Origin of the sequence: Actinomadura geliboluensis, assembly GCF_005889745.1 — a bacterium.
GTDB classification, from domain to species: Bacteria; Actinomycetota; Actinomycetes; order Streptosporangiales; family Streptosporangiaceae; genus Spirillospora; species Spirillospora geliboluensis.
Map to the genome: position 1 here is coordinate 1 of NZ_VCKZ01000099.1, position 23,300 is coordinate 23,300.

The 23,300-nt window shown below is 72.2% G+C and carries 22 protein-coding genes and 1 pseudogene; 20 read left to right on the forward strand and 3 right to left on the reverse strand.

Annotated features, from left to right (window positions below; genetic code table 11):
• The 18 genes and pseudogenes from ETD96_RS44790 to ETD96_RS15800 all read left to right on the forward strand — a co-directional run.
• Nucleotides 1-542, forward strand: a pseudogene (locus tag ETD96_RS44790) (fibronectin type III domain-containing protein); the annotation flags it as partial.
• A 115-nt stretch (nt 543-657) separates the two neighbouring features.
• A complete protein-coding gene (locus tag ETD96_RS15720) occupies nt 658-1,773 on the forward strand; it encodes a DUF6801 domain-containing protein (protein ID WP_138637114.1) in 1,116 nt (371 codons plus the stop codon).
• A gap of 9 nt (nt 1,774-1,782) precedes the next feature.
• A complete protein-coding gene (locus ETD96_RS15725) occupies nt 1,783-3,018 on the forward strand; it encodes a lipase family protein (RefSeq protein ID WP_138637116.1) in 1,236 nt (411 codons plus the stop codon).
• A gap of 12 nt (nt 3,019-3,030) precedes the next feature.
• On the forward strand, nt 3,031-3,549 hold the full coding sequence (locus ETD96_RS15730) for a hypothetical protein (protein WP_138637118.1): 519 nt from the start codon (nt 3,031-3,033) through the stop codon (nt 3,547-3,549).
• Nucleotides 3,550-3,692: 143 nt separating this feature from the next.
• Nucleotides 3,693-4,475, forward strand: a complete 783-nt coding sequence (locus tag ETD96_RS15735; RefSeq protein ID WP_138637120.1) for an MlaE family ABC transporter permease — start codon at nt 3,693-3,695, stop codon at nt 4,473-4,475.
• A gap of 1 nt (nt 4,476) precedes the next feature.
• Nucleotides 4,477-5,304: an MlaE family ABC transporter permease gene (locus ETD96_RS15740; RefSeq protein ID WP_138637121.1), complete on the forward strand. Its 828-nt coding sequence runs from the start codon at nt 4,477-4,479 to the stop codon at nt 5,302-5,304.
• Nucleotides 5,301-6,584, forward strand: coding sequence for an MCE family protein (locus tag ETD96_RS15745; RefSeq protein WP_171069044.1), 1,284 nt, complete (start codon nt 5,301-5,303; stop codon nt 6,582-6,584). The genes ETD96_RS15740 and ETD96_RS15745 overlap by 4 nt, the downstream gene beginning before the upstream one ends.
• Entirely contained in the window at nt 6,581-7,639 is a 1,059-nt protein-coding gene (locus ETD96_RS15750) for an MCE family protein (RefSeq protein ID WP_240807691.1), read from the forward strand. The genes ETD96_RS15745 and ETD96_RS15750 overlap by 4 nt, the downstream gene beginning before the upstream one ends.
• Nucleotides 7,636-8,718 (forward strand): MCE family protein, encoded by a 1,083-nt coding sequence (locus ETD96_RS15755; RefSeq protein ID WP_205719290.1) that lies wholly within the window; start codon nt 7,636-7,638, stop codon nt 8,716-8,718. The genes ETD96_RS15750 and ETD96_RS15755 overlap by 4 nt, the downstream gene beginning before the upstream one ends.
• The gene (locus ETD96_RS15760) at nt 8,718-9,716 is read left to right on the forward strand and encodes an MCE family protein (RefSeq protein ID WP_138637123.1); all 999 of its coding nucleotides are present in this window, start codon (nt 8,718-8,720) and stop codon (nt 9,714-9,716) included. The genes ETD96_RS15755 and ETD96_RS15760 overlap by 1 nt, the downstream gene beginning before the upstream one ends.
• Nucleotides 9,713-10,792: an MlaD family protein gene (locus tag ETD96_RS15765; RefSeq protein WP_138637125.1), complete on the forward strand. Its 1,080-nt coding sequence runs from the start codon at nt 9,713-9,715 to the stop codon at nt 10,790-10,792. The genes ETD96_RS15760 and ETD96_RS15765 overlap by 4 nt, the downstream gene beginning before the upstream one ends.
• Nucleotides 10,792-12,036, forward strand: coding sequence for an MCE family protein (locus ETD96_RS15770; RefSeq protein WP_138637126.1), 1,245 nt, complete (start codon nt 10,792-10,794; stop codon nt 12,034-12,036). The genes ETD96_RS15765 and ETD96_RS15770 overlap by 1 nt, the downstream gene beginning before the upstream one ends.
• Nucleotides 12,037-12,252: 216 nt before the next feature.
• Complete coding sequence (locus tag ETD96_RS15775) at nt 12,253-12,723, forward strand: hypothetical protein (protein WP_138637128.1); 471 nt, start codon at nt 12,253-12,255, stop codon at nt 12,721-12,723.
• A gap of 11 nt (nt 12,724-12,734) precedes the next feature.
• Nucleotides 12,735-13,208, forward strand: coding sequence for a hypothetical protein (locus tag ETD96_RS15780; RefSeq protein WP_240807693.1), 474 nt, complete (start codon nt 12,735-12,737; stop codon nt 13,206-13,208).
• A 12-nt stretch (nt 13,209-13,220) separates the two neighbouring features.
• Nucleotides 13,221-13,730 (forward strand): hypothetical protein, encoded by a 510-nt coding sequence (locus ETD96_RS15785; protein ID WP_138637132.1) that lies wholly within the window; start codon nt 13,221-13,223, stop codon nt 13,728-13,730.
• 64 nt (nt 13,731-13,794) lie between these two features.
• The gene (locus ETD96_RS15790) at nt 13,795-14,352 is read left to right on the forward strand and encodes a nuclear transport factor 2 family protein (RefSeq protein ID WP_138637134.1); all 558 of its coding nucleotides are present in this window, start codon (nt 13,795-13,797) and stop codon (nt 14,350-14,352) included.
• A 212-nt stretch (nt 14,353-14,564) separates the two neighbouring features.
• Entirely contained in the window at nt 14,565-15,761 is a 1,197-nt protein-coding gene (locus ETD96_RS15795; RefSeq protein ID WP_240807695.1) for a PucR-like N-terminal domain-containing protein, read from the forward strand.
• Between the two features lie 148 nt (nt 15,762-15,909).
• A complete protein-coding gene (locus tag ETD96_RS15800; protein ID WP_138637138.1) occupies nt 15,910-17,328 on the forward strand; it encodes a GMC oxidoreductase in 1,419 nt (472 codons plus the stop codon).
• A gap of 228 nt (nt 17,329-17,556) precedes the next feature.
• On the opposite strand, the gene ETD96_RS15805 is transcribed toward ETD96_RS15800, so the two are convergent.
• The gene (locus tag ETD96_RS15805) at nt 17,557-19,014 is read right to left on the reverse strand and encodes a coiled-coil domain-containing protein (RefSeq protein ID WP_138637140.1); all 1,458 of its coding nucleotides are present in this window, start codon (nt 19,012-19,014) and stop codon (nt 17,557-17,559) included.
• A gap of 145 nt (nt 19,015-19,159) precedes the next feature.
• Nucleotides 19,160-19,678 carry a lytic polysaccharide monooxygenase auxiliary activity family 9 protein gene (locus ETD96_RS15810; RefSeq protein WP_205719291.1) on the reverse strand — a complete coding sequence of 173 codons (519 nt, stop codon included), beginning with the start codon at nt 19,676-19,678 and terminating at the stop codon, nt 19,160-19,162.
• A 350-nt stretch (nt 19,679-20,028) separates the two neighbouring features.
• Between ETD96_RS15810 and ETD96_RS15815 the strand changes: the two genes are divergently transcribed.
• Nucleotides 20,029-20,421 carry a Fur family transcriptional regulator gene (locus tag ETD96_RS15815; RefSeq protein ID WP_274704612.1) on the forward strand — a complete coding sequence of 131 codons (393 nt, stop codon included), beginning with the start codon at nt 20,029-20,031 and terminating at the stop codon, nt 20,419-20,421.
• Between the two features lie 32 nt (nt 20,422-20,453).
• Nucleotides 20,454-22,682, forward strand: a complete 2,229-nt coding sequence (katG, locus tag ETD96_RS15820) for a catalase/peroxidase HPI (protein WP_138637142.1) — start codon at nt 20,454-20,456, stop codon at nt 22,680-22,682.
• 55 nt (nt 22,683-22,737) lie between these two features.
• Here the strand turns inward: katG and ETD96_RS15825 are convergent, their stop codons facing one another.
• Nucleotides 22,738-23,160 carry a Fur family transcriptional regulator gene (locus ETD96_RS15825; protein ID WP_138637144.1) on the reverse strand — a complete coding sequence of 141 codons (423 nt, stop codon included), beginning with the start codon at nt 23,158-23,160 and terminating at the stop codon, nt 22,738-22,740.
• Nucleotides 23,161-23,300 lie beyond the last annotated feature (140 nt).

The following is a 23,300-nucleotide window of genomic DNA, read 5'->3' on the forward strand; positions in this document are numbered from 1 at the left end:
AAGAGACAGCGCCTCCCACCGGTGGCGGTGAGCACTACGACTTCACCATCGCCGGTGAGACGTTCGTGAAGGCCCCGAACGGCAAGGCGCCGCTGACGGGCTCCGTGGGCGCCGACCTCAACCTGGACACGGGCGAGGTCACCGCGGATCTGCAGCTCGACCCGACCAAGGGCAACTTCCAGATCCTCGGCTTCCTGCCGGTGACCGCCGACATCGGGCTGAACTCGCAGGGCAAGACGACGGGCCTCTACAAGGACGGGCAGCTGACGACCAACACCAAGGTCATCACCAAGCTGTCGTCGTTCAAGGTGTTCGGCGCGATCCCGCTGGGCGGCGGCGAGCAGTGCCAGACGAAGGAGCCGTCGGACGTCCGGCTGCAGTCGGCCGCGGGCGAGTTCTTCGACCCGGGCGCCGGCGGCAAGATCAGCGGCACGTACGCGCTGTCCGCCATCGAGAACTGCGGACCGCTGACCGGCATCCTCAGCCTCTTCACCGCCGGTGACGGCAACACCATCGACCTGACACTCACGCCCAAGGCGTGACGGCGGCGATGAGCTGACGGTCCGACAGCCAAGGAAGACGGCCCCCGCCGTACCGGGTGCGGCGGGGGCCCATCCCCCCATCCCGTATCGAGCCCGTCCCCTTCGAGGTCGACACGTGAGAAGCAGAAACAGAATCGCCGCCGCGCTGGTCGCCGCTGCCGTGTTCGGCCCGGCCTGCGTTGGTGCGGTTCCGGCCGCCGCGGCCGGTCCCGCCACGCTCGGCCTGGACTATCACTGCACGTTCCCCCTGCTCGGCCCGCAGCCGGTGCACGTGGAGCTCACCGCGAACGTGCCCGACCGCGTCGGGGTCGGTGAGGTGATGCCGGGCATCGTCGTCGACTCGGTGTCGGCGGTGAACGCCGAGTCCGCGCGCGGCCTGACCGCGCTGTACGCGACGACGCTCGAAGGGCACGCGCTCGCGGACGCGACGCTGACCGTCCCGGAGATGCCGGACGGTCTGCCCGTCGAGGTCGACTCCGCTCTGGAGAAGACGCCGATCCCCGCGTCCGGCGGCTTCAGCGTGAAGGGTCGCGGGCAGGCGCCCGACCTGACGTTCACCCAGCCCGGGGCCGGCAAGGTCACCGTCGGGAATCTCGTCTTGAGCCTGACTCCTCGGACGGACGACGGCGGTGAGTCCGGTCTCGGCACCTTCGAGTCGGAGTGCACGCAGGATCCTGGGCAGAACAACGTCCTCGCCAACTTCACCATCGGTGATGCGACCGGACCTGGCCAGCACACTTACTCGGTTAAGGGCTCGTCCACTATTAAGGCGGCCGGCGCGACACTTCCGCTGACCGGTGGCTTGAACGCCGAGGTCAGCGACGCCGGAGTCACCACCGGTCTCACGTTCGCTCCGTCCAAGACCCAGTTCCAGCTTCTCGGTTTCCTGCCGACGACGGCCGACGTCGCCCTTGCCGCGCAGAGCGAACCGGGTGGCTACAAGGACGGTGTGCTCACCGCCGAGGCCAAGGTGACCGCGAGTTTCCCGGCGTTCAGGGTCTTCGGTGCCATCCCGATCGGGGGCGGCGAGAACTGCCGCACGTCCGCGCCGTCCGGCATGACCTTGACCTCCGCCACCGGCTTCGACCTGCGGCAGGGCGGCGACCTCAAGGGCACCTACGCGCTCTCCCCGCTGGCCGACTGCGGCGCCCTGACCGGACTCCTCAGCTCCGCCGTCACGGGCCCGGACAACCCGATCACCCTGACCCTCACCCCCGACGACGAGGAGTAGGAGCCCACGATGCTGAGTCGCGATAGCCGTCGGCGTGGGGTGTGCGTCGCCGTCGCCTCCCTGCTCCTCGCCGGTGTGATGAGTGCCGGCCCGGTGCGAGCGGCGGCCTCGCCGGGCGCCTCGCCGACTGTCCCGAAGGCAGCCCCGGCGGGGGACGCGTTCTACACGCCGCCGTCGCCGCTGCCGGACGGCGTGCCGGGCGACGTCATCCGAGTCCGGCCCGCGAAGGCGGGGCCGCCGACCGCGCGGGCGCTGGCCGACGCGTGGCAGGTCATGTACCTGTCGACGAACGCGCTGGGCAAACCCGTCGCGGTGACCGGCATGGTGATCGTGCCGAAGAAGGCGGACCCGGCCACCGCCCCGATCGTGGGGTTCGGGCCCGGCACCAGCGGGCCCGCGTTCCGGTGCGCGCCGTCCCGGTTCATCGACCAGGGCGCCTTCTACGAGCAGGCCGCGCTGAACGAGATGCTCGCGAAGGGCTACGCGGTCGCCGTCACCGACTACGAGGGCTACCACGAGGACCCGGCCACGACGTACGTCGTCGGCTCGATGGGCAACGCGTTGATCGACGCGGTGCGGGCGGCGCAGCGGCTGCCGGAGGCGAAGCTGTCGGCGGACGCGAAGGTCGCGTTCCGCGGGTACTCGCAGGGCGGCGCCGCGGCGATGTGGGCGGGCCAGAGGCAGCCCGCGTACGCGCCGGAGCTGAAGCTCGCGGGGGTCGTCGGCGGCGGCGTCCCGTCCGACCTCGCGGCCGTCGGCCTGCCGCTGGAGGGGACGGACCCGTTCGGGTTCCTGCTCTACGAGATCGTCGGCCTCGACCACGCCTACCCCGAGCTGGACCTGGACTCCTACCTCGACGACGCCGGCCGCGCCATGGTGGACGGCCTCGAAGGCGGCGCCTGCACGCTGGAGCTGCTGCTCGGCTACCAGGGCAAGACGATCACCGACTACTTCACCACCAGCCCGTTCGCGAACGAGGCGTGGCTGAACCGGGTGGCGGAGAACCAGCTCGGCACCGAATCCGTCAAGGTCCCCGTCTTCCAGTACCACTCCACGGCGGACGAGATCCTCGCGTTCGGGCAGGCGAAGGAACTGCGCGACGCCTATTGCCGGCTCGGCGTCCCGGTCACCTGGAAGACGTGGGACGGAATCAGCCATATCACGCTCGTCTACCGCGGCAACAAGGATGCGATGTCGTTCCTCGCGGACCGCTTCGCCGGAAAGGCCGCCACGTCCAACTGCTGAAGGAGAAGTCCCATGGTTCGGCGATTCATCGTCCCGGTGGCGCTGGCCTCCGCGATGGCCCTTTCCGCGGCCGGCTGCGGAACGGAGAAGAAGGACCCGCCCGAGGTCGCCTGGGCGGGCAGGGCGTGCGCGGTCCTGGCGCAGGGCGCGCCGCTGCAGGTGCCGAAGCTCGACGGCGCGGACGTGCTGAAGTCCAGGGCGTCGCTGGTGAAGCTGCTCGACGGCATCTCCACGCGCATGCGGACGCTGGAGACGGGCCTGTCCGGGCTCGGCGCCCCGCCGGTCGACAACGGCGAGGCCGTCATGGCGGGCGCCATGCGCAACCTGACCAGCACGCATTCGACGGTGACCACGGCGTCCAGGCGGCTGGAGCAAGCGAAGGTCACCGACGCGAAGTCCTATCGGCAGGCGGTCGGCCAGATCGGGCGGGCGTTCAGCCGCTACAGCGCCTACCAGGGGCCCGAGCAGGACCTCCGCAAGGATCCGAAGCTGAACGCGGCGTTCGCGAAGGCGCCCGGCTGCGCGAAGTGAATCGCCGGGCGCGCACATTTTTCGATGAGGTTCGGAAAAGCTGTCATTCGGTCATAGAAAACGAATGAGCGATGGGTGATGTATTGCTCCGTAAATTGGCCGGGCAGTAGTTTCTCGAAAGGCAACGGAAAGGGGGTGGGATCATGGCGCCCGTGCTCGGGTATCCAGTGGGCGCGCTGCGCGAGGCCGGTCGGATGTTCGCGCTCGCCGCGACCGTCCTCGGCATGATGGTGCGGCGCCCGTTCCAGTTCCGCGAGTTCGTCGAGCAGTTCTGGTTCATCGCGAGCGTGACGATCCTGCCGACCGCGCTGGTGTCGATCCCGTTCGGCGCCGTGACGTCGCTGCAGGTCGGCTCGCTCACCCAGCAGTTCGGCGCCCAGTCGTTCACCGGCGCCGCCAGCGTCCTGGTGGTGATCCAGCAGGCCAGCCCGATGATCGTGGCGCTGCTGGTGTCGGGGGTGGCGGGCTCGACGATCTGCGCGGACATCGGCGCCCGGACGATCCGCGAGGAGCTGGACGCGATGGAGGTGCTCGGCGTCTCCCCGGTCCAGCGGCTCGTCGTCCCGCGCGTCCTCGCCTGCATGGCGGTCGCGTTCCTGCTCAACGGGCTGGTCTCGGTCGTCGGCGTCGCGGGCGGCTACTTCTTCAACGTGCTGATGCAGGGCGGGACGCCCGGCGCGTACGTCGCGAGCTTCTCCGCGCTCGCGCAGCTCCCCGACATCTACGTCGGGGAGGCGAAGGCGCTGCTGTTCGGGTTCGTCGCCGGCGTCGTCGCCGCCTACCGGGGCCTCAACCCCAGGGGCGGGCCGAAGGGCGTCGGGGACGTGGTGAACCAGTCGGTCGTCATCGCGTTCCTGCTGCTGTTCCTGCTCAACCTCGTGATCACCGGGATCTACCTCCAGGTCGTCCCGCCGAAGGGTGGCTGAGATGGCCGTACTGCGGGCGGGGCCCGCGCGCTGGTTCGCGTGGCTGGACCAGCCCGGCGACCAGGGCGCCTTCTACGTCCGGGCGATGCTGTGGACGCCGCGCGCGTCCCGCCGGTACCGCCGGGAGGTGCAGCGGCTGCTCGCCGAGGTGGCGTTCGGCAGCGGCGGCCTCGGCGTCATCGGCGGAACGATCGGGGTGATGGTCGCGATGACGCTCGCGACCGGCGTCGTCGTCGGCATGCAGGGCTACTCGGCGCTCCAGCAGATCGGGACGTCGGCGTTCACCGGGTTCGCGTCCGCCTACATCAACACGCGGGAGATCGCGCCGGTCGTGTCGGGGCTGGCGCTGTCGGCGACGGTCGGCGCCGGGTTCACCGCGCAGCTCGGCGCGATGCGCATCAGCGACGAGGTGGACGCCCTGGAGGTCATGGGCATCCCGTCGCTGCCGTACCTGGTGACGACGCGGATCATCGCGGGCGCGGTCGCGATCGTGCCGCTGTACGCGATCGGGCTGCTGTGCGCGTACGTCGCGTCCCGCCAGGTCACGGTCGTGTTCAACGGGCAGTCGGCGGGGACGTACGACCACTACTTCGGGCTGTTCCTGTCGCCGGTGGACGTCGTCCTGTCGTTCTTCAAGGTGCTGGTGTTCAGCGTCCTGGTGATCCTGTCGCACTGCTACTACGGCTACCGCGCGGCCGGCGGACCCGCGGGGGTGGGACGGGCCGTCGGCCGCGCGGTTCGCACGTCGATCGTGCTGATCAGCGTCAGCGACTTCTTCTTCAGCCTGGCGCTGTGGGGGACGAACACGACGGTGAAGGTCGCCGGATGAGCGCCCCCGGGATGGTGCGGAGGCGGCTCGTGGGCGTCGCGTTCCTGCTCGTGCCGCTGCTGCTCGTCTGGCTGTCGGTCGCCGTCTACGACAAGAGGTTCACCGAGGTCAGCTGGGTGACGCTGAAGACGGCGAGCGCGGGCAGCGAGATGCACCCGCACGCCGACGTGAAGCTGCGGGGCGTGGTCGTCGGTGAGGTCCGGGAGATCTCGTCGGACGGCGGCGTCGCGACGCTGAAACTGGCGATCCAGCCCGACAAGGTGCGGCTGCTGCCGCGCAACGTGTCGGCGCAGCTGCTCCCGACGACGCTGTTCGGGCAGCGGTTCGTCGCGCTGATCCCGCCCGCCGCGCCGTCCCGGGCCCGGCTCACCGCGGGCAGCGTGATCAGCCAGGACCGGTCGGCGAACGCGATCGAGCTGCAGCGGGTGCTGGACAACCTGTATCCGCTGCTCACCGCCATCAAGCCGGCTGAGCTGGCGGCCACGCTCACCGCCGTGTCGCAGGCCCTGGACGGGCGCGGCACCGAACTCGGGCAGACGATCGTCGAGCTGGACGCCTACCTCAAGAAGCTCAACCCGAGCCTGCCCGCGCTCAACCGCGACATCAAGGCGCTCGTCGAGGTCAGCCGCCACTACGACCAGGCGGCGCCGGAGATCCTTCAGGCACTGAACGACTTCGCCTACACGAGCCGGTCGATCGCCGACCAGCGCAACAACCTCGCGAGCCTGTACGGGGCGGTCACGGACGCGTCCCAGGACCTGTCCGACTTCCTTCGTGAGAACTCCGGCAACTTCATCCGGCTGGCGGCGACGAGCCGCCCGACGCTGGAGCTGCTGCGGAAGTACGCGCCTGAGTACCCGTGCACGCTGCGCATGCTGAGCGACTTCGTCCCCGTGATGGACAAGGTGCTCGGCAAGGGCACCAAGCACCCCGGCCTGCACGTGAACGTGCGGACGCTGCCGTCCAAGGGACGGTACGTGCCCGGCAAGGACCGTCCCCGCTACACCGACAAGAGCGGCCCGCACTGCTGCCCGGCCGGCGCCCTCGGCGGTCTCGGCGGTCTCGGCGGCGCCGCGGCCGTGAAGTCGGCGCCGCCGGACGCGGACACGCCCATCGCCGTCGCGCCCGGCGCCCTCGGCCCGCCGAACTCGCCCGAGGAGAACCGCCTCATCAACGAGCTGCTCGCGCCCGGCCTCCAGGACGTCCCGGAGGCGCTGCCCGACTGGAGCAGCGTCCTGCTCGGCCCGGTCTACCGGGGGACGGAGGTGACGCTGCGATGAGCCGGAAGAGCGTGATGGGCCGGCGGAGCCTGGCGCCGCCGATGCTCAAGTCGGCCGCGTTCGTCACGGTCACGGTGGTCGCTACCGCGCTGCTCGCGCTCAGCATCACGCGGGCGGGCGGCGGCGACACCGTCCCCTACAAGGCGCGGTTCACCGACGCGTCCGGGCTGCGGGAGGGCGACGGCGTCCGGATCGCGGGCGTCGAGGTCGGACGGGTCGCCGGGATCGAGGTCGTCGAGCACCGCGTCGCGCTCGTCTCGTTCGGCGTCGACCGCGGGCACCGCCTCCCGTCCTCGTCCACCGCGACGATCAAGTACCTGAACCTGATCGGGCAGCGGTACGTCGAGATCGGGCGCGGGGCGGGCACGGCCGGGACGCTGCCGTCCGGCGCGACGATCCCGGTCGAGCGGACGACGCCCGCGCTGAACCTGACCCAGCTGTTCAACGGGTTCCAGCCGCTGTTCCAGGCGCTGTCGCCGAAGGACGTCAACGCGCTCGCCGGGTCGATCGTCCAGGTGCTGCAGGGCGAGGGCGGGACGGTCGAGGGCCTGCTGTCCTCGATCGGGTCGCTGACGCGCGGCATCGCCGACAAGGACGCCGTCATCGGGCAGGTGATCGACAACCTGAACGCCGTCCTCGACACCGTCAACGGGCGCGGCGACAACCTGGGGACGCTGATCGGCACGCTGCGGCGGCTCGTGTCCGGCCTCGCCGCCGACCGCACCGCGATCGGGCAGGCGATCAGCGCGCTCGACGACCTCGCCGGCACCACGACCGGCCTGCTGCGGGACGGCCGCGAACCGCTCAAGCGGGACATCGCGCAGCTCGGGCGGCTGTCGCGGAACCTCGCCGACGACTCCACGAAGGTCGACTCCTTCCTGCGGCTGCTGCCGGTGAAGATGGAGGCGATCGGCCGGATCGCGTCCTACGGGTCGTGGCTGAACCTGTACCTCTGCGAGGCCGACCTCAGCGGCGTCACCTACCGGCAGTACCCGGGCGAGGACCACCCGGCGCCCACCGGCATCCCCCTCACGGACCGGAGGTGCGGCGCATGAGCAGGGCGCGAAGGCTCACGGTGTGGTGGAAGCCCGCGTGGTGGAAGCCCGTGCGGTGGAAGCCCGTGCGGTGGAAGCCCGTGCGGGAGCGGAATCCGATCGCCGTCGCGGTCGTGTCGCTGGCGCTGATCGTCACCGCCGGGCTGCTGTCGTTCAACGCCAAGGACCTGCCGGTCATCGGCGGCGGCACCCGCTACAGCGCCGACTTCAGCGAGGCGGCCGGGCTGCGGTCCGGGAACGAGGTGCGGGTCGCCGGGGTGAAGGTCGGCGAGGTCACGAGCGTCCGGCTGGACGGCGCGAAGGTCACCGTCGGCTTCCGCGTCCGGGACACCTGGGTCGGGGACGCCAGCACCGTCACGATCGCGATCAAGACGCTGCTCGGCGACAAGTTCCTCGCCGTCGACCCGCTCGGCGCGCACCGCCAGGACCCCGGCCGGCGCATCCCGCTCGCCCGGACGACGTCCCCGTACGACGTGACGGAGGCGTTCGAGGACCTCGCCGGGACGGTCGGGCAGGTCGACTCGGCGACGCTCGCGGCGAGCCTCGACGCGATCTCCACGACGTTCGCGGGGACGGCGCCGAGCGTCCGCAAGGCCCTCGACGGCATCTCGGCGCTGTCGAAGACCGTCTCGTCGCGGGACGCGGAGCTGGCGCGGCTGCTCGCCAACACCCGGCAGGTCACCGGGACGATGGCGGGCCAGAGCACGAACGTCGAGGCGCTGCTGCGCGACGGGAACCTGCTGCTCGGCGAGATCCGGCGGCGCCGCGAGGCGATCCACGCGCTCCTCGTCGGGACGCAGGAGCTGTCGCGGCAGATCGTCGGGCTCGTCGACGACAACCAGCGGCAGCTCGACCTGACGCTGCGCGCGCTCGGCCGCGTCACCGCCCTGCTCCAGAAGAACCAGGACAACCTCGACAAGGCCCTGAAGACGGCCGGTCCGTACACGCGGCTGCTCGGCAACACGCTGGGCAGCGGCCGGTGGATGGACGGCTACCTGTGCGGTCTCGTCCCGGACGAGTACCTGGCGAAACCTCCGGCGAAGAAGGGCTGCATGCCGCCCAAGGAAGGTGGGCGTTGATGTTGCGCAGATTGAGCACGCCCCTGCTGGCCGCCGGGGCCGCCGTTGTTCTTGCCGCCGTCGGCGCGTTCGTCGCCCTGCACGGCTCGGACGGCATCCGCGTCACCGTCTACTTCCGGAGCGCGGTCGGCGTCTACAAGGGGTCGGACGTGCGGGTGCTCGGCGTGAAGGTCGGCGTCGTCGACTCCGTCCGCGCCGAAGGGACCCAGGTCAGGACGGTCATGACCGTCGACCCGGGCGTGGACGTCCCGGCCGGGGCGAAGGCGGTGGCGATCGCGCCGAGCCTCGTCGCGGACCGGTACGTCCAGCTGACGCCCGCCTACACGTCCGGCCCGAAGATGGCGTCCGGTGCCGTCGTCCCGGCGGACCGGACGGCGACGCCGATGGAGCTCGACACGGTCTACGACAGCATCCGCAAGCTCGCCGCCGACCTCGGCCCGAACGGCCTCAACAAGGACGGCGCGCTGTCGCGCGTCCTGGAGACGGGCGCGGCGAACCTGGACGGCAACGGCCGCGACATCCGCACCACGACCGAGCGGATGGCGCAGGCCGCGAAGACGCTGTCCGGCTCGCAGCGGGACCTGTTCGCGACGATCCGGAGCCTGCAGACGTTCACCGCCATGCTGAAGGCCAACGACGGGCAGGTCCGGCAGGCGGAGCGGCAGCTCGCCGACGTGTCCGGCTTCCTCGCCGCCGACCGGCACGAGCTGGACGCCGCGCTGAAGGCGCTCACCGAGGCGCTCGCCCGGGTGAAGGTCTTCATCCACGACAACCGGCGGCAGATCGCCGGGAACGTCGAGAAGCTTGCGAAGATCACCCGGCTGCTGGTGAAGCAGCGCCGGTCGCTGGCGGAGGCGCTTGACGTCCAGCCGCTCAACGCGACCAACATCCTGAACGCCTACGACCCGCGGACGCGCTCGCTCATGGGCCGGCAGAACCTCACCGAACTCCCCGCACCGCCGCTCCCGGTGGCCGGCACCCGGAAGGCGGCGCCATGATCCGCCACACGGCCGCGCGCACGGCCTGCCTCCTCCTCGCCGCGACGGCGCTGAGCGGGTGCGGGTTCTCCGGCGTGCAGGACCTCCCGCTGCCCGGCGGCGCCGACCTCGGCGACCACCCGTACACGGTGAAGGCGCAGTTCGCGAACGTGCTGAACCTCGTCCCGCAGTCGGCGGTGAAGGTCAACGACGTCGCGGTCGGACGGGTCGTGAAGGTCGCGCTGCCGCGCGGCGGCTGGACGGCCGAGGTCACGATGAAGGTCGACGGCGAGGTGCGGCTGCCCGCGAACGCCTACGCCGAACTCCGCCAGTCGAGCCTGCTGGGCGAGAAGTTCGTGCAGCTCAGCGCGGGCCCGGAGAACGTCCCCGGGGGTGCGGCCGCGCCGGGCGGCGCCCCCGCGGGCGGGGGAGCGCCGTCCGCGGGTACCGGGACGCTCGCGGACGGCGCGGTGATCCCGGTGGCGCGGACGAACCGCAACCCCGAGGTCGAGGAGGTGTTCGGCGCGCTGTCGATGCTGCTGAACGGCGGCGGCGTCGCCCAGCTCCGGACGATCACCGTGGAGCTGAACCGGGCCCTCGGCGGCAACGAGCCGCAGGTCAGATCGCTGCTGGAGCGGGCACGGACGCTCGTCGGCGACCTCGACGCCAACCGGAAGGGCATCACCGACGCCATCGACGGGCTGAACCGGCTCTCCGCCACGCTGCGCGGCCGCAAGGAGCAGATCGGCGTCGTGCTCGACGACATCGAACCCGGCCTCGCCGTGCTCGCGGAGCAGCGCGGCGCGCTCGTCCGGATGCTGCGCTCGCTGGACGAACTCTCGCGGGCCGCCGTCACGACCGTCCGGCGGAGCAAGGACGACCTGATCGCCGACCTCCGGGCTCTCGAACCGACGCTGCGGAAGCTGTCGGACGCCGGACACGACCTGCCGAACGCGCTGCAGGTGCTGCTGACCTACCCGTTCACCGACGCGGTCCTGCCGGCCGTGAAGGGCGACTACCTGAACGTGTATCTGCGGATCACGGCCCGTCCGGGGACCGAGGTCGTCCCGCCCATCGCACCGCCGCAGGGGAACTGATGCCGACCGCCGCGACCAGGATCAAGAACATCGTCTTCCTCATCGTCGGGCTCCTCGCGATGGGCTACGTCGGGCTCAACTACGCCGACCTCGGCGGCTACGTCGGCTACCGCGACTACTACGTCGTCACCGCCGACCTCGCCGAAGCGGGCGGGCTCGCCGAGAACGCCGACGTCACCTACCGGGGCACCTCGGTCGGACGGGTCGGCGAACTGCGGCTGACGGACGCGGGCGTGCTGGCCGACCTGAAGATCGAGAAGTCGGCGCCGCGCGTCCCGGCCAACACCCGGGCCGTCGTCGCGAACCGGTCGGCGATCGGGGAGCAGTACATCGACCTGCGGCCGGTGACCGCGTCCGGCCCGTACCTGGCCGCCGGCTCGGTGATCCCGCGCGCCGCGACCGCGACGCCCGCGCCCGTGACGGACCTGCTCACCAGCGTGAACGACCTGGCCGCGTCCGTCCCGACGGACGCGCTCCGCACGCTCGTCGGCGAACTGGGGCAGGCGTTCGCCGGACAGGGCCCCAACCTCCAGGCGCTCCTCGACGGCACCCGCTCCCTCACCCGGGCGGCGAACGAGAACGCCGCGCCGACCACGTCCCTGATCGGCGACGGCGAGACCGTCCTGCGCACGCAGAACGAGGAGGCCGCGTCGCTGAAGTCGTTCGGACGCAACGCGCGGCTCCTCGCCGAGCAGCTCCGCACGTCCGACCCGGCCTTCCGGAGGCTCGTGTCGACCGCGCCCGGCGCGGCGGGCGAGTTCCGCGACCTGGTGCGGGACCTCGACCCGTCCCTCAGCGTGCTGGTCGCGAACCTGCTGACCACGTCCGATCTCCTGGCACCGCGCTCGGACGGCTTGGAGCAGCTCCTCGCCAAGCTTCCGGCGGCGGTCGCGTCCGGGAGGTCCGTCGTGCAGGACGGTCGGCTCAACTTCGGGATGGTCACCACCTTCTTCGAGCCGCCTAACTGCACGTCGGGCTACGGGGGGACGAAGTACCGCAACGGGCTGGACACGTCCCCTGGCCCAGCTCTCAACACTGCCGCGCACTGCGCCACTCCTGCGTCGACGGGCGTCAACGTGCGCGGCGCAGGCAACGCCCCGCACCGACCAGTGCCCGTCCCAGCGCGCGCGGGCTCGGTACTCGGTACTGGAAGCTCCGCTCTACCGGGTGCACTGGCCCTCCCTGGAGTGGCTGAGGGGCCGGCATCTATGAGCGACCTCCTCGGCCTGCGGGGAGCCCCCTGATGCCCAGCCCGTGTGCCCTGGGGCAGACACCGCCTTGCTTGGCGAGAGGTGAGAGGAGCCGGGCCGTGACTGGAGGCGCCGATGTCGAAGACCAGTGAGCAACAGACACGCCGTAGCGGGCGGTCCGAGCACGGAGGGGCGCGGAAGGCCGGGAAGTCGGCGTCCACCGAGCGGAGGGCGCGGCGGCGTGGTGGGGCCGTCGTCGGGTGGAGCCTCGTGCTCGGTGCCGTGGTGCTCTTCGGCTGGTCGGCCTGGACCGTTTGGCAAGATGAGCCCGGCGCCCGTACCGGCCCTGACCACACCCGCGACGCCGTCCTGCGGGCGGCGCGGCAGCAGATCGCGGCCCTCAACACCATGAACCCCGCGCAGGTGGACGCCGGGCTCCGCGCCTGGTCGGACGCCGCCACCGGACCGCTCCGCGAGCAGCTCGAACAGGACCGGCCGCAGAACCGCGCGAAGATCGGCCGGTCGCGCACCACCGCCGCCGCGACCGTGACCGGGGCGGCCGTGACGTCCCTCGACGTCCGCGCGGGGAAGGCGCGGGTCATCGCGTCCGTCCAGGTGAAGCTCACGTTGCGGGACGGGGCGCCGACCCTCCAGCGCAAGCGCTTCGAGGCCGGGGCGGCGCGGACGCCGTCCGGCTGGAGGCTCGAATCGCTCACCGCGATCCCGGCCGGTGCGCGATGAGGCGGCCGCTCATGATCGCACTCGCCGTCGCTCTGCTCGCACTGGCGCTGCGTCCCGCTGCCGGGCTCCTCCGCGAGGACGCCGACCCCCGCGACGAGGCCGTGCTGGACGACGTCGCCACCACCGAAGTGATCGGCGACGTGTCCACGGCGCTCGGCAAGGTCTTCACCTACGGCCCGGGTGACGTCGCCGCGACCGAGCAGGCCGCGAACCGGGAACTCGCCGGCGCCGCGCTCACCCAGTACCGGCGGCTGTTCGGGCAGGTGAAGCGGCAGGCCGCGGCCCAGCGCGTCACGCTGACCACGCGGGTCGTCCGGGCCGGGGTCGTCTCCCTGACCGGCGACGACGCCCGCCTGCTCGTCTTCCTCGACCAGACCTCCACCCGCGCGGGCAGGCCCGGCGGGACACCGGCCGCCGCGCAGCTGCTCGTGACGGCGCACCGCGACCACGGCCACTGGTCGATCACCGACCTGGCCTCTGCCTGAAAGGCGGCGCCCATGGCCGACGACACCCTCCGGCGGACGGCGACCGCCCTCCTCGTCCTCGCCGCGCTCTTCGCCGCCTGGGCCGGATGGTCCTGGTACTCGGCGGCGCACGACGACGCCCATGCCTACTCCCGGACGCGCGACGAGGCCCTCCTGGCGGGGGAGCAGGCCGTCCAGAACCTCAACACGCTCGACTACCGCGACCTCGCGTCCGGCCTGAAGACGTGGCAGGACTCCACCACCAGCGACCTCTACCGGCAGATCACGCAGGGGCGTGCCGCCTTCGAGGCACAGGTGAAGAAGGCCCGGACGATCACCACCGCACGCATCCTGGACGCCGCCGTTGCTGAGCTGGACGAGCGTTCCGGCAAGGCCCGCATCCTTGTCGCCGTTGAGATCACCGTGACCCCGCCGGAGGGCGCGCCTGCCGTCAAGCAGAGCCGTCTGGTCGGCAAGGTCACCCGGACGCCTGCGGGCTGGAAGCTCAGCGAGCTGGGCCAGGCCCCAACGGACACGATGTGAGGTGCAGCCCCATGCCCCTTTACAGCCGTCCCAGTGGGACGTCGCCTCGGCGGGGGTGGTGACCATGCGAGGTCTGTCGCGGGTCAACGTGTCGCCTTCCCGGCTGCGAGTTGATGTCGCGTCGCCCGTTGTGCTCGGTGTTGTCGCCGTCTTGCTCGCCGTGTTCGGTGTCTGGGCGCTGCGGCAGGCGGACGCCGTGCGGGACGATCCGGCCGTCCGCAACACCGCCCTCACCGATGGTGCGGCCACCAGCGAGGTCAAAGGTGCCGTCGCGGACATGGTCGGCAAGGTCTTCTCGTTCAACTACACCGACCCCGCGCGCACACAGAAGGCCGCTCAGGACGCGCTGACCGGCAAGGCCGTGCGCCAGTACGAGGAGGTCTTCGCGAAGGTGCGGGAGGACGCCCCGAAGGCCAAGACCGTCCTCAGCACGCGCGTCACCGACAGCGCCGTCACCACGCTGACCGGCGACCGCGCGGTGGTGCTCGTCTTCGCCGACCAGCAGACCACCCGCACGTCGGACGGCACGAGCACGCACGCCCCCGCCATGCTCACGGTCACCGCCGTCCACCGCGAAGGCCACTGGCGCATCACCGCCCTCGACACCTACGGCGGGCGCTGACCCGGCATTTCGCCGATTGGCCGCCGGATTTGCTTGCTCCGCTGTATCCAGAAATGGCGAGCACGCGTACTACCTGGGCTTTTGTCAACTGACTCCAGGAAAGACCGGCCAACAGGTTAATTCAGGGACAACCGTGCTCGGAGGGGATCGGGAATCCTGGGGAAACGCCCGCGGACCGGCGGGCGCCCAGGCAGGGGGGGGAATGGCGAGTGGTGCGCACAGCATTGGACGTCCGCGCGTTCGAGGAAGTGCCGGCGTGGGTGGCGCGGCGGCTGCGGCCGCACGTCGACCGGGCCGCCGACGAACTGCTGGGCGAACTGCGCCGGGGCGATCCGCAGATCGGCGAGGAGGAGGCCGGGCGGGCGCGGGCCGGCGTCGCCGCAGGGATCCGGCACTTCTGCGACCTCGTCGAGGACCCCGGCGCCGGCTGGGAGCGAGTGTCGGCGTTCTACCTGCGGGTCGGGCGGCACCTCGCGCGGGACGGGCGCGACCCCGTCGAGACGCACCAGGCGCTGCGGCGGTCCGCGTCCGTCGCGTGGCGGACGCTCGGCGCCGTCCCCGGCGGCCTCGACCTCGACCACGCCGCGCTCAGCCTCGTCGTGGACGCCCAGTTCTGCTACATGGAGGCGGTCGCCGGGGTGATCGCCGCCGGGTACGCCGCGGAGCTCGCCGAATGCGCCGAACGCCAGGTGGCGCCCGCCGTGCAGCGGCACCGCACCCGGCTGCTGCACCTGCTGCTCGCGGAGCCGCGCGCCGACCCCCGGCGGCTCGCGACGCTCGCCGCGCAGGCCCGCTGGCCGCTGCCCGCGACGGTCGCGGCGGCGGTCGCGCGGCGGCGGCGGGCGGGCGCCGTCCCGCCGGAGCTGCCGGGCGACCTGCTGGCCGACTTCGGGGCGCCCGAGCCGTGCCTGCTGATCCCCGACCCGGACCGCCGCCGGGCCCGGCTGCCCGCCGCACCGGCGCGCGACTGGGCGATCGCGGTCGGCCCGGCCGTGCCCGCCGCGCGCGCCGCCGACTCGCTGCGCTGGGCGCACGAGACGCTCGCGCTGGCCGGCCGCGGCGTCATCCCGGACGGCGGGCTGATCCGCAGCGCCGAGCACGTCCCCGCGCTGGTGATCGCGCGGGCCGGGGAGCTGATCGACGACGCGGCGGCGACCCGGCTGGCGCCGCTGCAGGACGTCCCGCCCGCCCGGCGGGAAAGGCTCACCGAAACGCTGCTCGCGCTGCTGGAGCACAATTTCAACGCCGCCGACGCGAGCCGCCGGCTCCGCGTCCACCCGCAGACCGTCCGGTACCGGCTGCGCCATTTGCAGGACCTTTTCGGGGACGAGCTGCGCGACCCTCGGCGGTGCCTGGAAATGGAGCTGATCCTGCATGCCCGGATGGCGAACCGCAGCGCCGGCGACTGAGCGGGCGGCTGCCGAGCTCCCGCCGCACCCGTTATCAGCCGGGTGATAAATCCGTTCCGGAATCGTTGCTTTGCGTGCATGGCGGACGACGCTGCGGGAGGTCCACACTCGGGGGCCTTTCGTGATCCCGCGACGAAGGTGGTGTGCGATGCCCGATGACGCCTACGACTTCGACGTGATCGTGGTGGGCTCGGGGTTCGGCGGCAGCGTGTCGGCGCTGCGGCTGGCCGAGAAGGGCTACCGGGTCGCGGTGATCGAGGCCGGCAGACGGTTCGACGAGGACACGCTCCCCAAGACGTCCTGGCGGCTGCGCAAGTACGTGTGGGCGCCGCGCCTCGGGATGCGCGGGATCCAGCGCGTCCACCTGGTCGGCGGCAAGGCCGGGGTGCTCGTGCTGGCCGGCGCGGGCGTCGGCGGCGGCTCCCTCGTCTACGCCAACACCCTGTACGTCCCGCCGGAACCGTTCTTCAAGGACCGCCAGTGGGGCCACATCACCGACTGGCAGGACGAGCTGAACCCGTACTACGACCAGGCCCGGCGCATGCTCGGCGTCACCGTGAACCCGCTCGTCACCCCCGCCGACGAGGCGATGAAGCGCGTCGCGGAGCGGATGGGCGTCGCCGACACCTACCACCCCACCCCGGTCGGGGTGTTCTTCGGCGAGAAGGGCGGCGAGGACGCCGACGACCCCTACTTCGGCGGCGCCGGCCCCCGCCGGACGACCTGCACCGGCTGCGGCTTCTGCATGATCGGCTGCAAGGTCGGCGCGAAGAACATGCTCACCAAGAACTACCTGTACCTGGCGGAGAAGGCGGGCGTCCAGGTCGTCCCGGACACGACGGTCACGTCCCTGGCGCCCCGCGCGTCCGGCGGCTACGAGGTCGGGACAGAACACACCGGGCCGCTGCGCAAGCGCCGCCGGACGCTGACCGCCGAACACGTCGTCCTCGCCGCCGGGACGTACGGGACGCAGCGGCTCCTGCACCGGATGCGCGCCGCCGGCCGCCTCCCCGGCCTGTCCCTCAAGGACTGGGCGAAGCGGACCGTCATCGCCCTCGTCATGCAGACCGCCGACAACTCGATCACCATCGGCGAGAAGCGCGGCCGCCTCGGCCGCCGCAGGCTCGTCGCGCGGCAGGGCGACGGCGAACCCAACCCGACCTGGATCCCGATCGCGCACGACGCCGTCCGCAAGCTCGCCGAGGAACTCGACGCCACCCCCGGCGGGACCTGGTTCGACCTGTTCAACATCCCGACGACCGCGCACTTCATCGGCGGCTGCGTCATCGGCGAGACCGCCGAGGACGGCGTGATCGACCCGTACCACCGCGTCCACGGGTACCCCGGCCTGCACATCGTGGACGGCTCCGCGGTCACCGCGAACCTCGGCGTCAACCCGTCCCTCACCATCACGGCCCAGGCCGAGCGCGCGATGGCGTTCTGGCCGAACCGCGGCGACAAGGACCCGCGTCCCGAGCCCGGCACCCCATACCAGCGCGTCGACCGAGTCATGCCCGCGTCCCCGGCCGTTCCGCCCGGCGCCCCAGCCGCCCTCCGAACGTCCTAGTGACAGCCAGATGGACGTTACCGCTGCCGAGGTCTGGGCGCTGCGCAGCCGCACGGAGATCGCCGCCCGCCACACGCCCTGGCGATAGTCAGATGGTCGATGCCGCTACTGAGGTCTGGGCGCTGTGCAGCCGCACGGAGATCGCCGCTCGCCGCTTTGCCGTGGCACCAGCCCCGGCCGTCAGAAGACCTGCAGTGGTCTGTGGACGGCCGCGTCTCGGGGGCGCGGTCAGTCCGTGGAGTCGGCGTCCGCCAGTTCGGCGTCGTCGTCCTGTTCGGTGGTGTCCGCCGGGGCGGGGCGCTGCGTGGCCTGGTAGACGCGGACGGCCAGGATCGCGCGGGCGAACCGGCCGGCCAGCTCGCCGTCCATGACGTCCGGCACCTGGTCGACGCCGACGAGCCCGCCGGGACGGGCGACGACCGCCGCCGACTCGCCGACCCGCACGCCGTGGCCGTCGTCGAGCTCCTCGACGGCCGGGAGGTCGAGGGCCGCCCGGAGGGTGTCCTGCAGCGCGCGGACGGTGGCGGCGTCGCGGTCGATGCGGACCTCGGCGGCGTCGGCCCGCTCCTCGGCGGCGTCCGCGCGCTGCTCGGCCCGGTCGGCTCGCGCCATCGCGCTGAGGATCCGCTCCTCCGCGGAGTCGGCGAGCTGCTCGGCGCGCTTCGCGCGGGTGGCCTGCTCCTCGGCGCGGCCCGTGGCGGCGTTGCGCTCCACGGTCAGCCCCGCGACCTCGCCCTGGACGACGCTCAGCTCGGCACGCAGCCGCCGCTCGGCATCGGCGGCGGCCTCCAGCTTGGACCGGGCCTCGGCCAGTTCGGCGCGGGTGGTGGCCAGCGCGCTCTGCTCGGCGGCCAGCCGCGTGGAGAGGTCGTCGCGCTCGCGCTCGGCCTCACCGCGCGCCTGGTGCTCGGTGCTCCACGCCGCCTCGGCGCGCTTGCGGAGCCCCTCGGCGTGCGCGGCCTCGTTCGCGGACGTGGCGCGGGCCTGCTGGTGGGCGCCCGCCTCCTTCCACGCGTTGGCCTCGCTCTCCTGCGCGGCCGCGACGCTGGCCTTCGCGGCGGCGAGCCCCTTCTCCAGCTCCTCCCGCGCCTCGGCCGCCTCCCGGCGCGCCGCCTCGGCGCGGGCCTCGGCCTGCTCGGCGCGCTCGTCCGCCGCCGCGGACGCCTGCCGCGCGCCGCGCGCCTCGGCCAGCGCGTGCTCGGCGTCGTTCAACGCGGCGCGGACCTCGCCGTCCAGCCGGTCGCCGAGCGCGGCGGCGAGCGCGGTGAGCTGGCCGACGAGTTTCCCGAGCCGGTCGACGTCCTGCCCGAACGCGCGCACAGGGGCGGGATCGGTCTCGGTCACGGGCGCGGGTGCATCGCGCACAACGGGCTTCTGCACACCGCCTCCCACTGGCGTTTGAGCGTTGCCCGCCACGGGCGTCTGCACGCCGCCCGCCACGGGCGTCTGCGCGCCGCCCGCTACAGGCGTGTGCGCGCGCGCCTCGGTGGAGAGAGCCTGCGCGCGTGCCTCTTCGGGCGTCTTCGGCGGCGGCTCCATGGGCGCATGGGCGCGTAGTTCTCGCGGAGCCTCCGGCGGTGCTTCGGCGAGCGGTTCCGCGGCGGCGGCCTCGCCGGGGCCGCCGTCCGGCGGCAGGAGCGGCGCGGTCAGAACGCCGTCGTCCGGGACCTCTTGATCTTCGCGCACGCGAGCATCCTAGTGAAACGCCCCGATTTGCACCTCCTATCGGCAGAAGGTGGTCCTTTGGCCGGACTCGGACGGGACCGGGAGACCGCACGTCGCGCCGACGCGGCCCCCGGTCCCGCCCTTCGCGGCCCGGGGTGGCCGGCGATCAGCCGAAGTCGAGGTCGGAGCACTGGTAGAAGGCGTTCCCGGTGTCCGCGATGTCCCAGACCGCGAGCATGATGTGCCTGCCGTGGCGCTGCGGGAGCGTCCCGCTGTGGGTCGTCGGGTTGGACGGCAGCCGGCCGCTGTAGTTCGACTGGATGAACGGCGTGAGGTCCAGCGCGGCACGCGTCAGCGGCTGCGTGTTGTCCCAGCCGTCCTTCGTGAGGAAGTAGCGGAACGACGTGGTGGCGTGCCGAGCGGTGAACTGCCAGACGATGCTGAAGGGCTGGCCGGCCGCCACCGTCGTCGCGGGCCAGCCGGTGCCGCCGCGCTGGTCGTCCAGCGGAGCCCACCGCCCGTCGGCGCCGGCGCAGATCTCGCCGTCGCGGGGCCCGCGCTGCGGGAACCCCTTCGGCCCTTCGACGCCGTCCGGGCCCACTGGACCTGGCCGCAGTTCCGGACCTGGTGGGTGCCGCACAGGTAGCTGCGGCTCGGCGGCGACGTCGTGTACCCGTGCGACCACGCGGGTACGGCGAGCGCCAGCGGCAGGCCGGCGGTCACGGCGGCGGCCACGGCGAGGCTGGTCTTCCTTGGCATCCTGCTTCTCCTTGGCGGGGAGGTACGAGACCTGGAGATGGACGGCGGCGGGACGGCCCAGGGGGCGGGCGCGGCCCGGGTCCTCCCAGGAAGCTGAATCGGCCCCGTCCACGTCAACCGGCCGCCGCGGGCCCGTCACGCCGGGCCAACTTCCCGGCACGCCGCGCACAGGACGGGCCGTCCGAACCACCCAAACTTGGTCTCCTCCAAAACTTGACTGATTCCAGAAAATGGGTCACCCTCGGGAGCGTGATGGCGTCCAGGGACTTCACGGAGATGCTGCGCGGGTCCGCTCTGCGGGTGACCCGGCCGCGGCTCGCGGTGCTGCGCGCGGTGCACGCGCATCCCCACGCCGACACCGACTCGATCATCGGAGCGGTGCGCGAGGATCTCCCGAAGGTGTCCCACCAGGCCGTGTACGACTCGCTTCGCGTGCTGACGACGGCGGGCCTGGTGCGGCGCATCCAGCCGTCCGGGTCCGTGGCCCGCTACGAGTCGCGGACGGGGGACAACCACCATCACGTCGTGTGCCGGTCGTGCGGCGTCATCGCCGACGTCGACTGCGCCATCGGCGAAGCCCCCTGCCTGACCCCCGCCGACGACCACGGCTTCTCCGTCGACGAGGCCGAGGTCGTCTACTGGGGCCTGTGCCCCGACTGCTCCACCTGATCCATCCCCTGCTTCGTCCTGGAAGGAAGCACATGGCTGAGAACAACGAAGCCACTGTCTATGACGCGAACGCAGAAGGCGCAGCCGCCTGCCCGGTCGCGCACACGCGCGCCCCGCACCCGACCCAGGGCGGCGGTAACCGCGGCTGGTGGCCGAACCAGCTCAACCTGAAGACCCTGGCCCAGAACCCGCCCGCCACCAACCCGTACGGCGAGGACTTCGACTACGCCGAGGCGTTCAAGAGCCTCGACCTGCCCGCCGTCAAGGCAGACATCGCCGCGCTCCTCACCGACTCCCAGGACTGGTGGCCGGCCGACTTCGGCAACTACGGCCCGCTCATGGTCCGCATGGCCTGGCACAGCGCCGGCACCTACCGCATCCACGACGGCCGCGGCGGCGGCGGCTCCGGCCAGCAGCGCTTCGCCCCGCTCAACAGCTGGCCCGACAACGTCCTCCTCGACCGCGCCCGGCGGCTGCTCTGGCCGGTCAAGAAGAAGTACGGCAAGAGCCTCTCCTGGGCCGACCTGTACATCCTCGCCGGCAACGTCGCCCTGGAGACGATGGGCTTCAAGACGTTCGGGTTCGGCGGCGGACGCGAGGACGTCTACGTCCCCGACGAGAACGTCTACTGGGGCCCCGAGCAGACCTGGCTCGGCGACGAGCGCTACACCGGCGACCGCGAGCTGGAGAACCCGCTCGCCGCCGTGCAGATGGGCCTCATCTACGTCAACCCGGAGGGCCCCAATGGCAACCCGGACCCGATCGCCGCGGCCCGCGACATCCGCGAGACGTTCCGCCGGATGGCGATGAACGACGAGGAGACCGTCGCGCTGATCGCCGGCGGCCACACCTTCGGCAAGACGCACGGCGCCGACCCGAACGTCAACGTCGGGCCGGAGCCCGAGGCCGCGCCGCTGGAGCAGATGGGCCTCGGCTGGAAGGGCACCCACGGCACCGGCAAGGGCGACGACGCCATGGGCAGCGGTCTGGAGGGCATCTGGACCGACACACCCACCACCTGGGACAACAGCTTCTTCGAGATCCTCTTCGGCTACGAGTGGGAGCTGTTCAAGAGCCCCGCCGGCGCCTGGCAGTGGCGTCCCAAGGACGGCGCCGGCGCCGACACCGTCCCGATGGCGCACACCCCGGGCGGCCGCACCCACCCGACGATGCTCACGACGGACCTGTCGCTGCGCTTCGACCCGATCTACGGGCCGATCTCCCAGCGGTTCAAGGACAACCCCGACGAGTTCGCGGACGCCTTCGCGCGCGCCTGGTTCAAGCTGACCCACCGCGACATGGGCCCGGTCGTCCGCTACCTCGGCCCGGAGGTCCCGGCCGAGCAGCTCGTCTGGCAGGACCCGGTCCCGGCCGTCGACCACGAGCTCGTCGACGCCGAGGACGTCGCCGCCCTCAAGCGGCAGGTCCTGGAGACGGGCCTGTCGGTGCGGCAGCTCGTCACCACCGCGTGGGCGTCGGCCGCGTCCTTCCGCGGCAGCGACAAGCGCGGCGGCGCCAACGGCGCCCGCATCCGCCTCGAGCCGCAGCGCGGCTGGGAGGTCAACGAGCCCGACGAGCTGGCGCAGGTGCTGCGCGCGCTCGAAGGCGTCCAGGAGTCCTTCAACGCCGCCCAGACCGGCGGCAAGAAGATCTCCCTCGCCGACCTGATCGTCCTCGCCGGCTGCGCGGGCGTCGAGAAGGCCGCCAAGGACGCGGGCCACGACATCGAGGTGCCCTTCACACCGGGCCGCACCGACGCGTCCCAGGAGCACACCGACGTCGAGTCGTTCGCCGAGATGGAGCCGACCCACGACGGGTTCCGCAACTACGTCGGCAAGGGCAACCGGCTCCCGGCCGAGTTCCTCCTCGTCGACCGGGCGCAGCTGCTCAACCTCAGCGCCCCCGAGATGACGGTCCTCGTCGGCGGCCTGCGCTCCATCGGCGTGAACTACCAGCAGTCCAAGCTGGGCGTGTTCACCGACAAGCCCGGGACGCTGACCAACGACTTCTTCGTGAACCTGCTCGACATGGGCATCACGTGGGAGCCGACGTCCGAGGACGCCGAGGTCTTCGAGGGCCGCGACGCCGCCGGCGACGTCAAGTGGACCGGCAGCCGCGTCGACCTGCTGTTCGGCTCGAACTCCGAGCTGCGCGCGGTCGCCGAGGTCTACGGCGCCGACGACGCCAAGGAGAAGTTCGCGCGCGACTTCGTCGCCGCGTGGAACAAGGTCATGAACCTGGACCGGTTCGACCTCGCCTGATCCGCTCGACCGCCGCGGCCGGGCCGTCCCCGCGGGGGCGGCCCGGCCGTCGTCATCATGCGGCCCGGCACTGCGGGCACAGGCCCCAGAACGTCACATCAGCCTCGTCGACCAGGTACCCGGCGTCGTCCACCGGCTCCATGCACGGCGGATGCCCCACCGCGCAGTCGACGTCCTTGACCGCCCCGCACTTGCGGCACACCAGATGATGATGGTTGTCGCCGACCCGCCCCTCGTACCGCGCGGGACTCCCCGCCGGCTCGATCCGCCGGACGAGCCCTGCCGCCGCGAGCGCGTGAAGCGCCTCGTAGACGGCCTGCACCGAGATGTGCCCGACCCGGTCCCGCACCCCGGACGCGATCGCCTCGACCCCGAGGTGGTCACCGTCCCGGACGGTCTCCAGCAGCGCGACGCGGGCCGCCGTCACCCGCAGCCCGACACCGCGCAACTCCTCAGCGGTGCTCCGCGACGCTGCCATGCCCCACCTCTACACGCGAACGATTTGCGACAACGAATGACAAAAGTGTAAACGAGGTCGGGCGAGGCGGATCGCGGTCGCGGCGCCCTGCTCGGGTCACCGGCTGCGCGGGGCCGCTGCGGGAGGACGCCGCCACATGC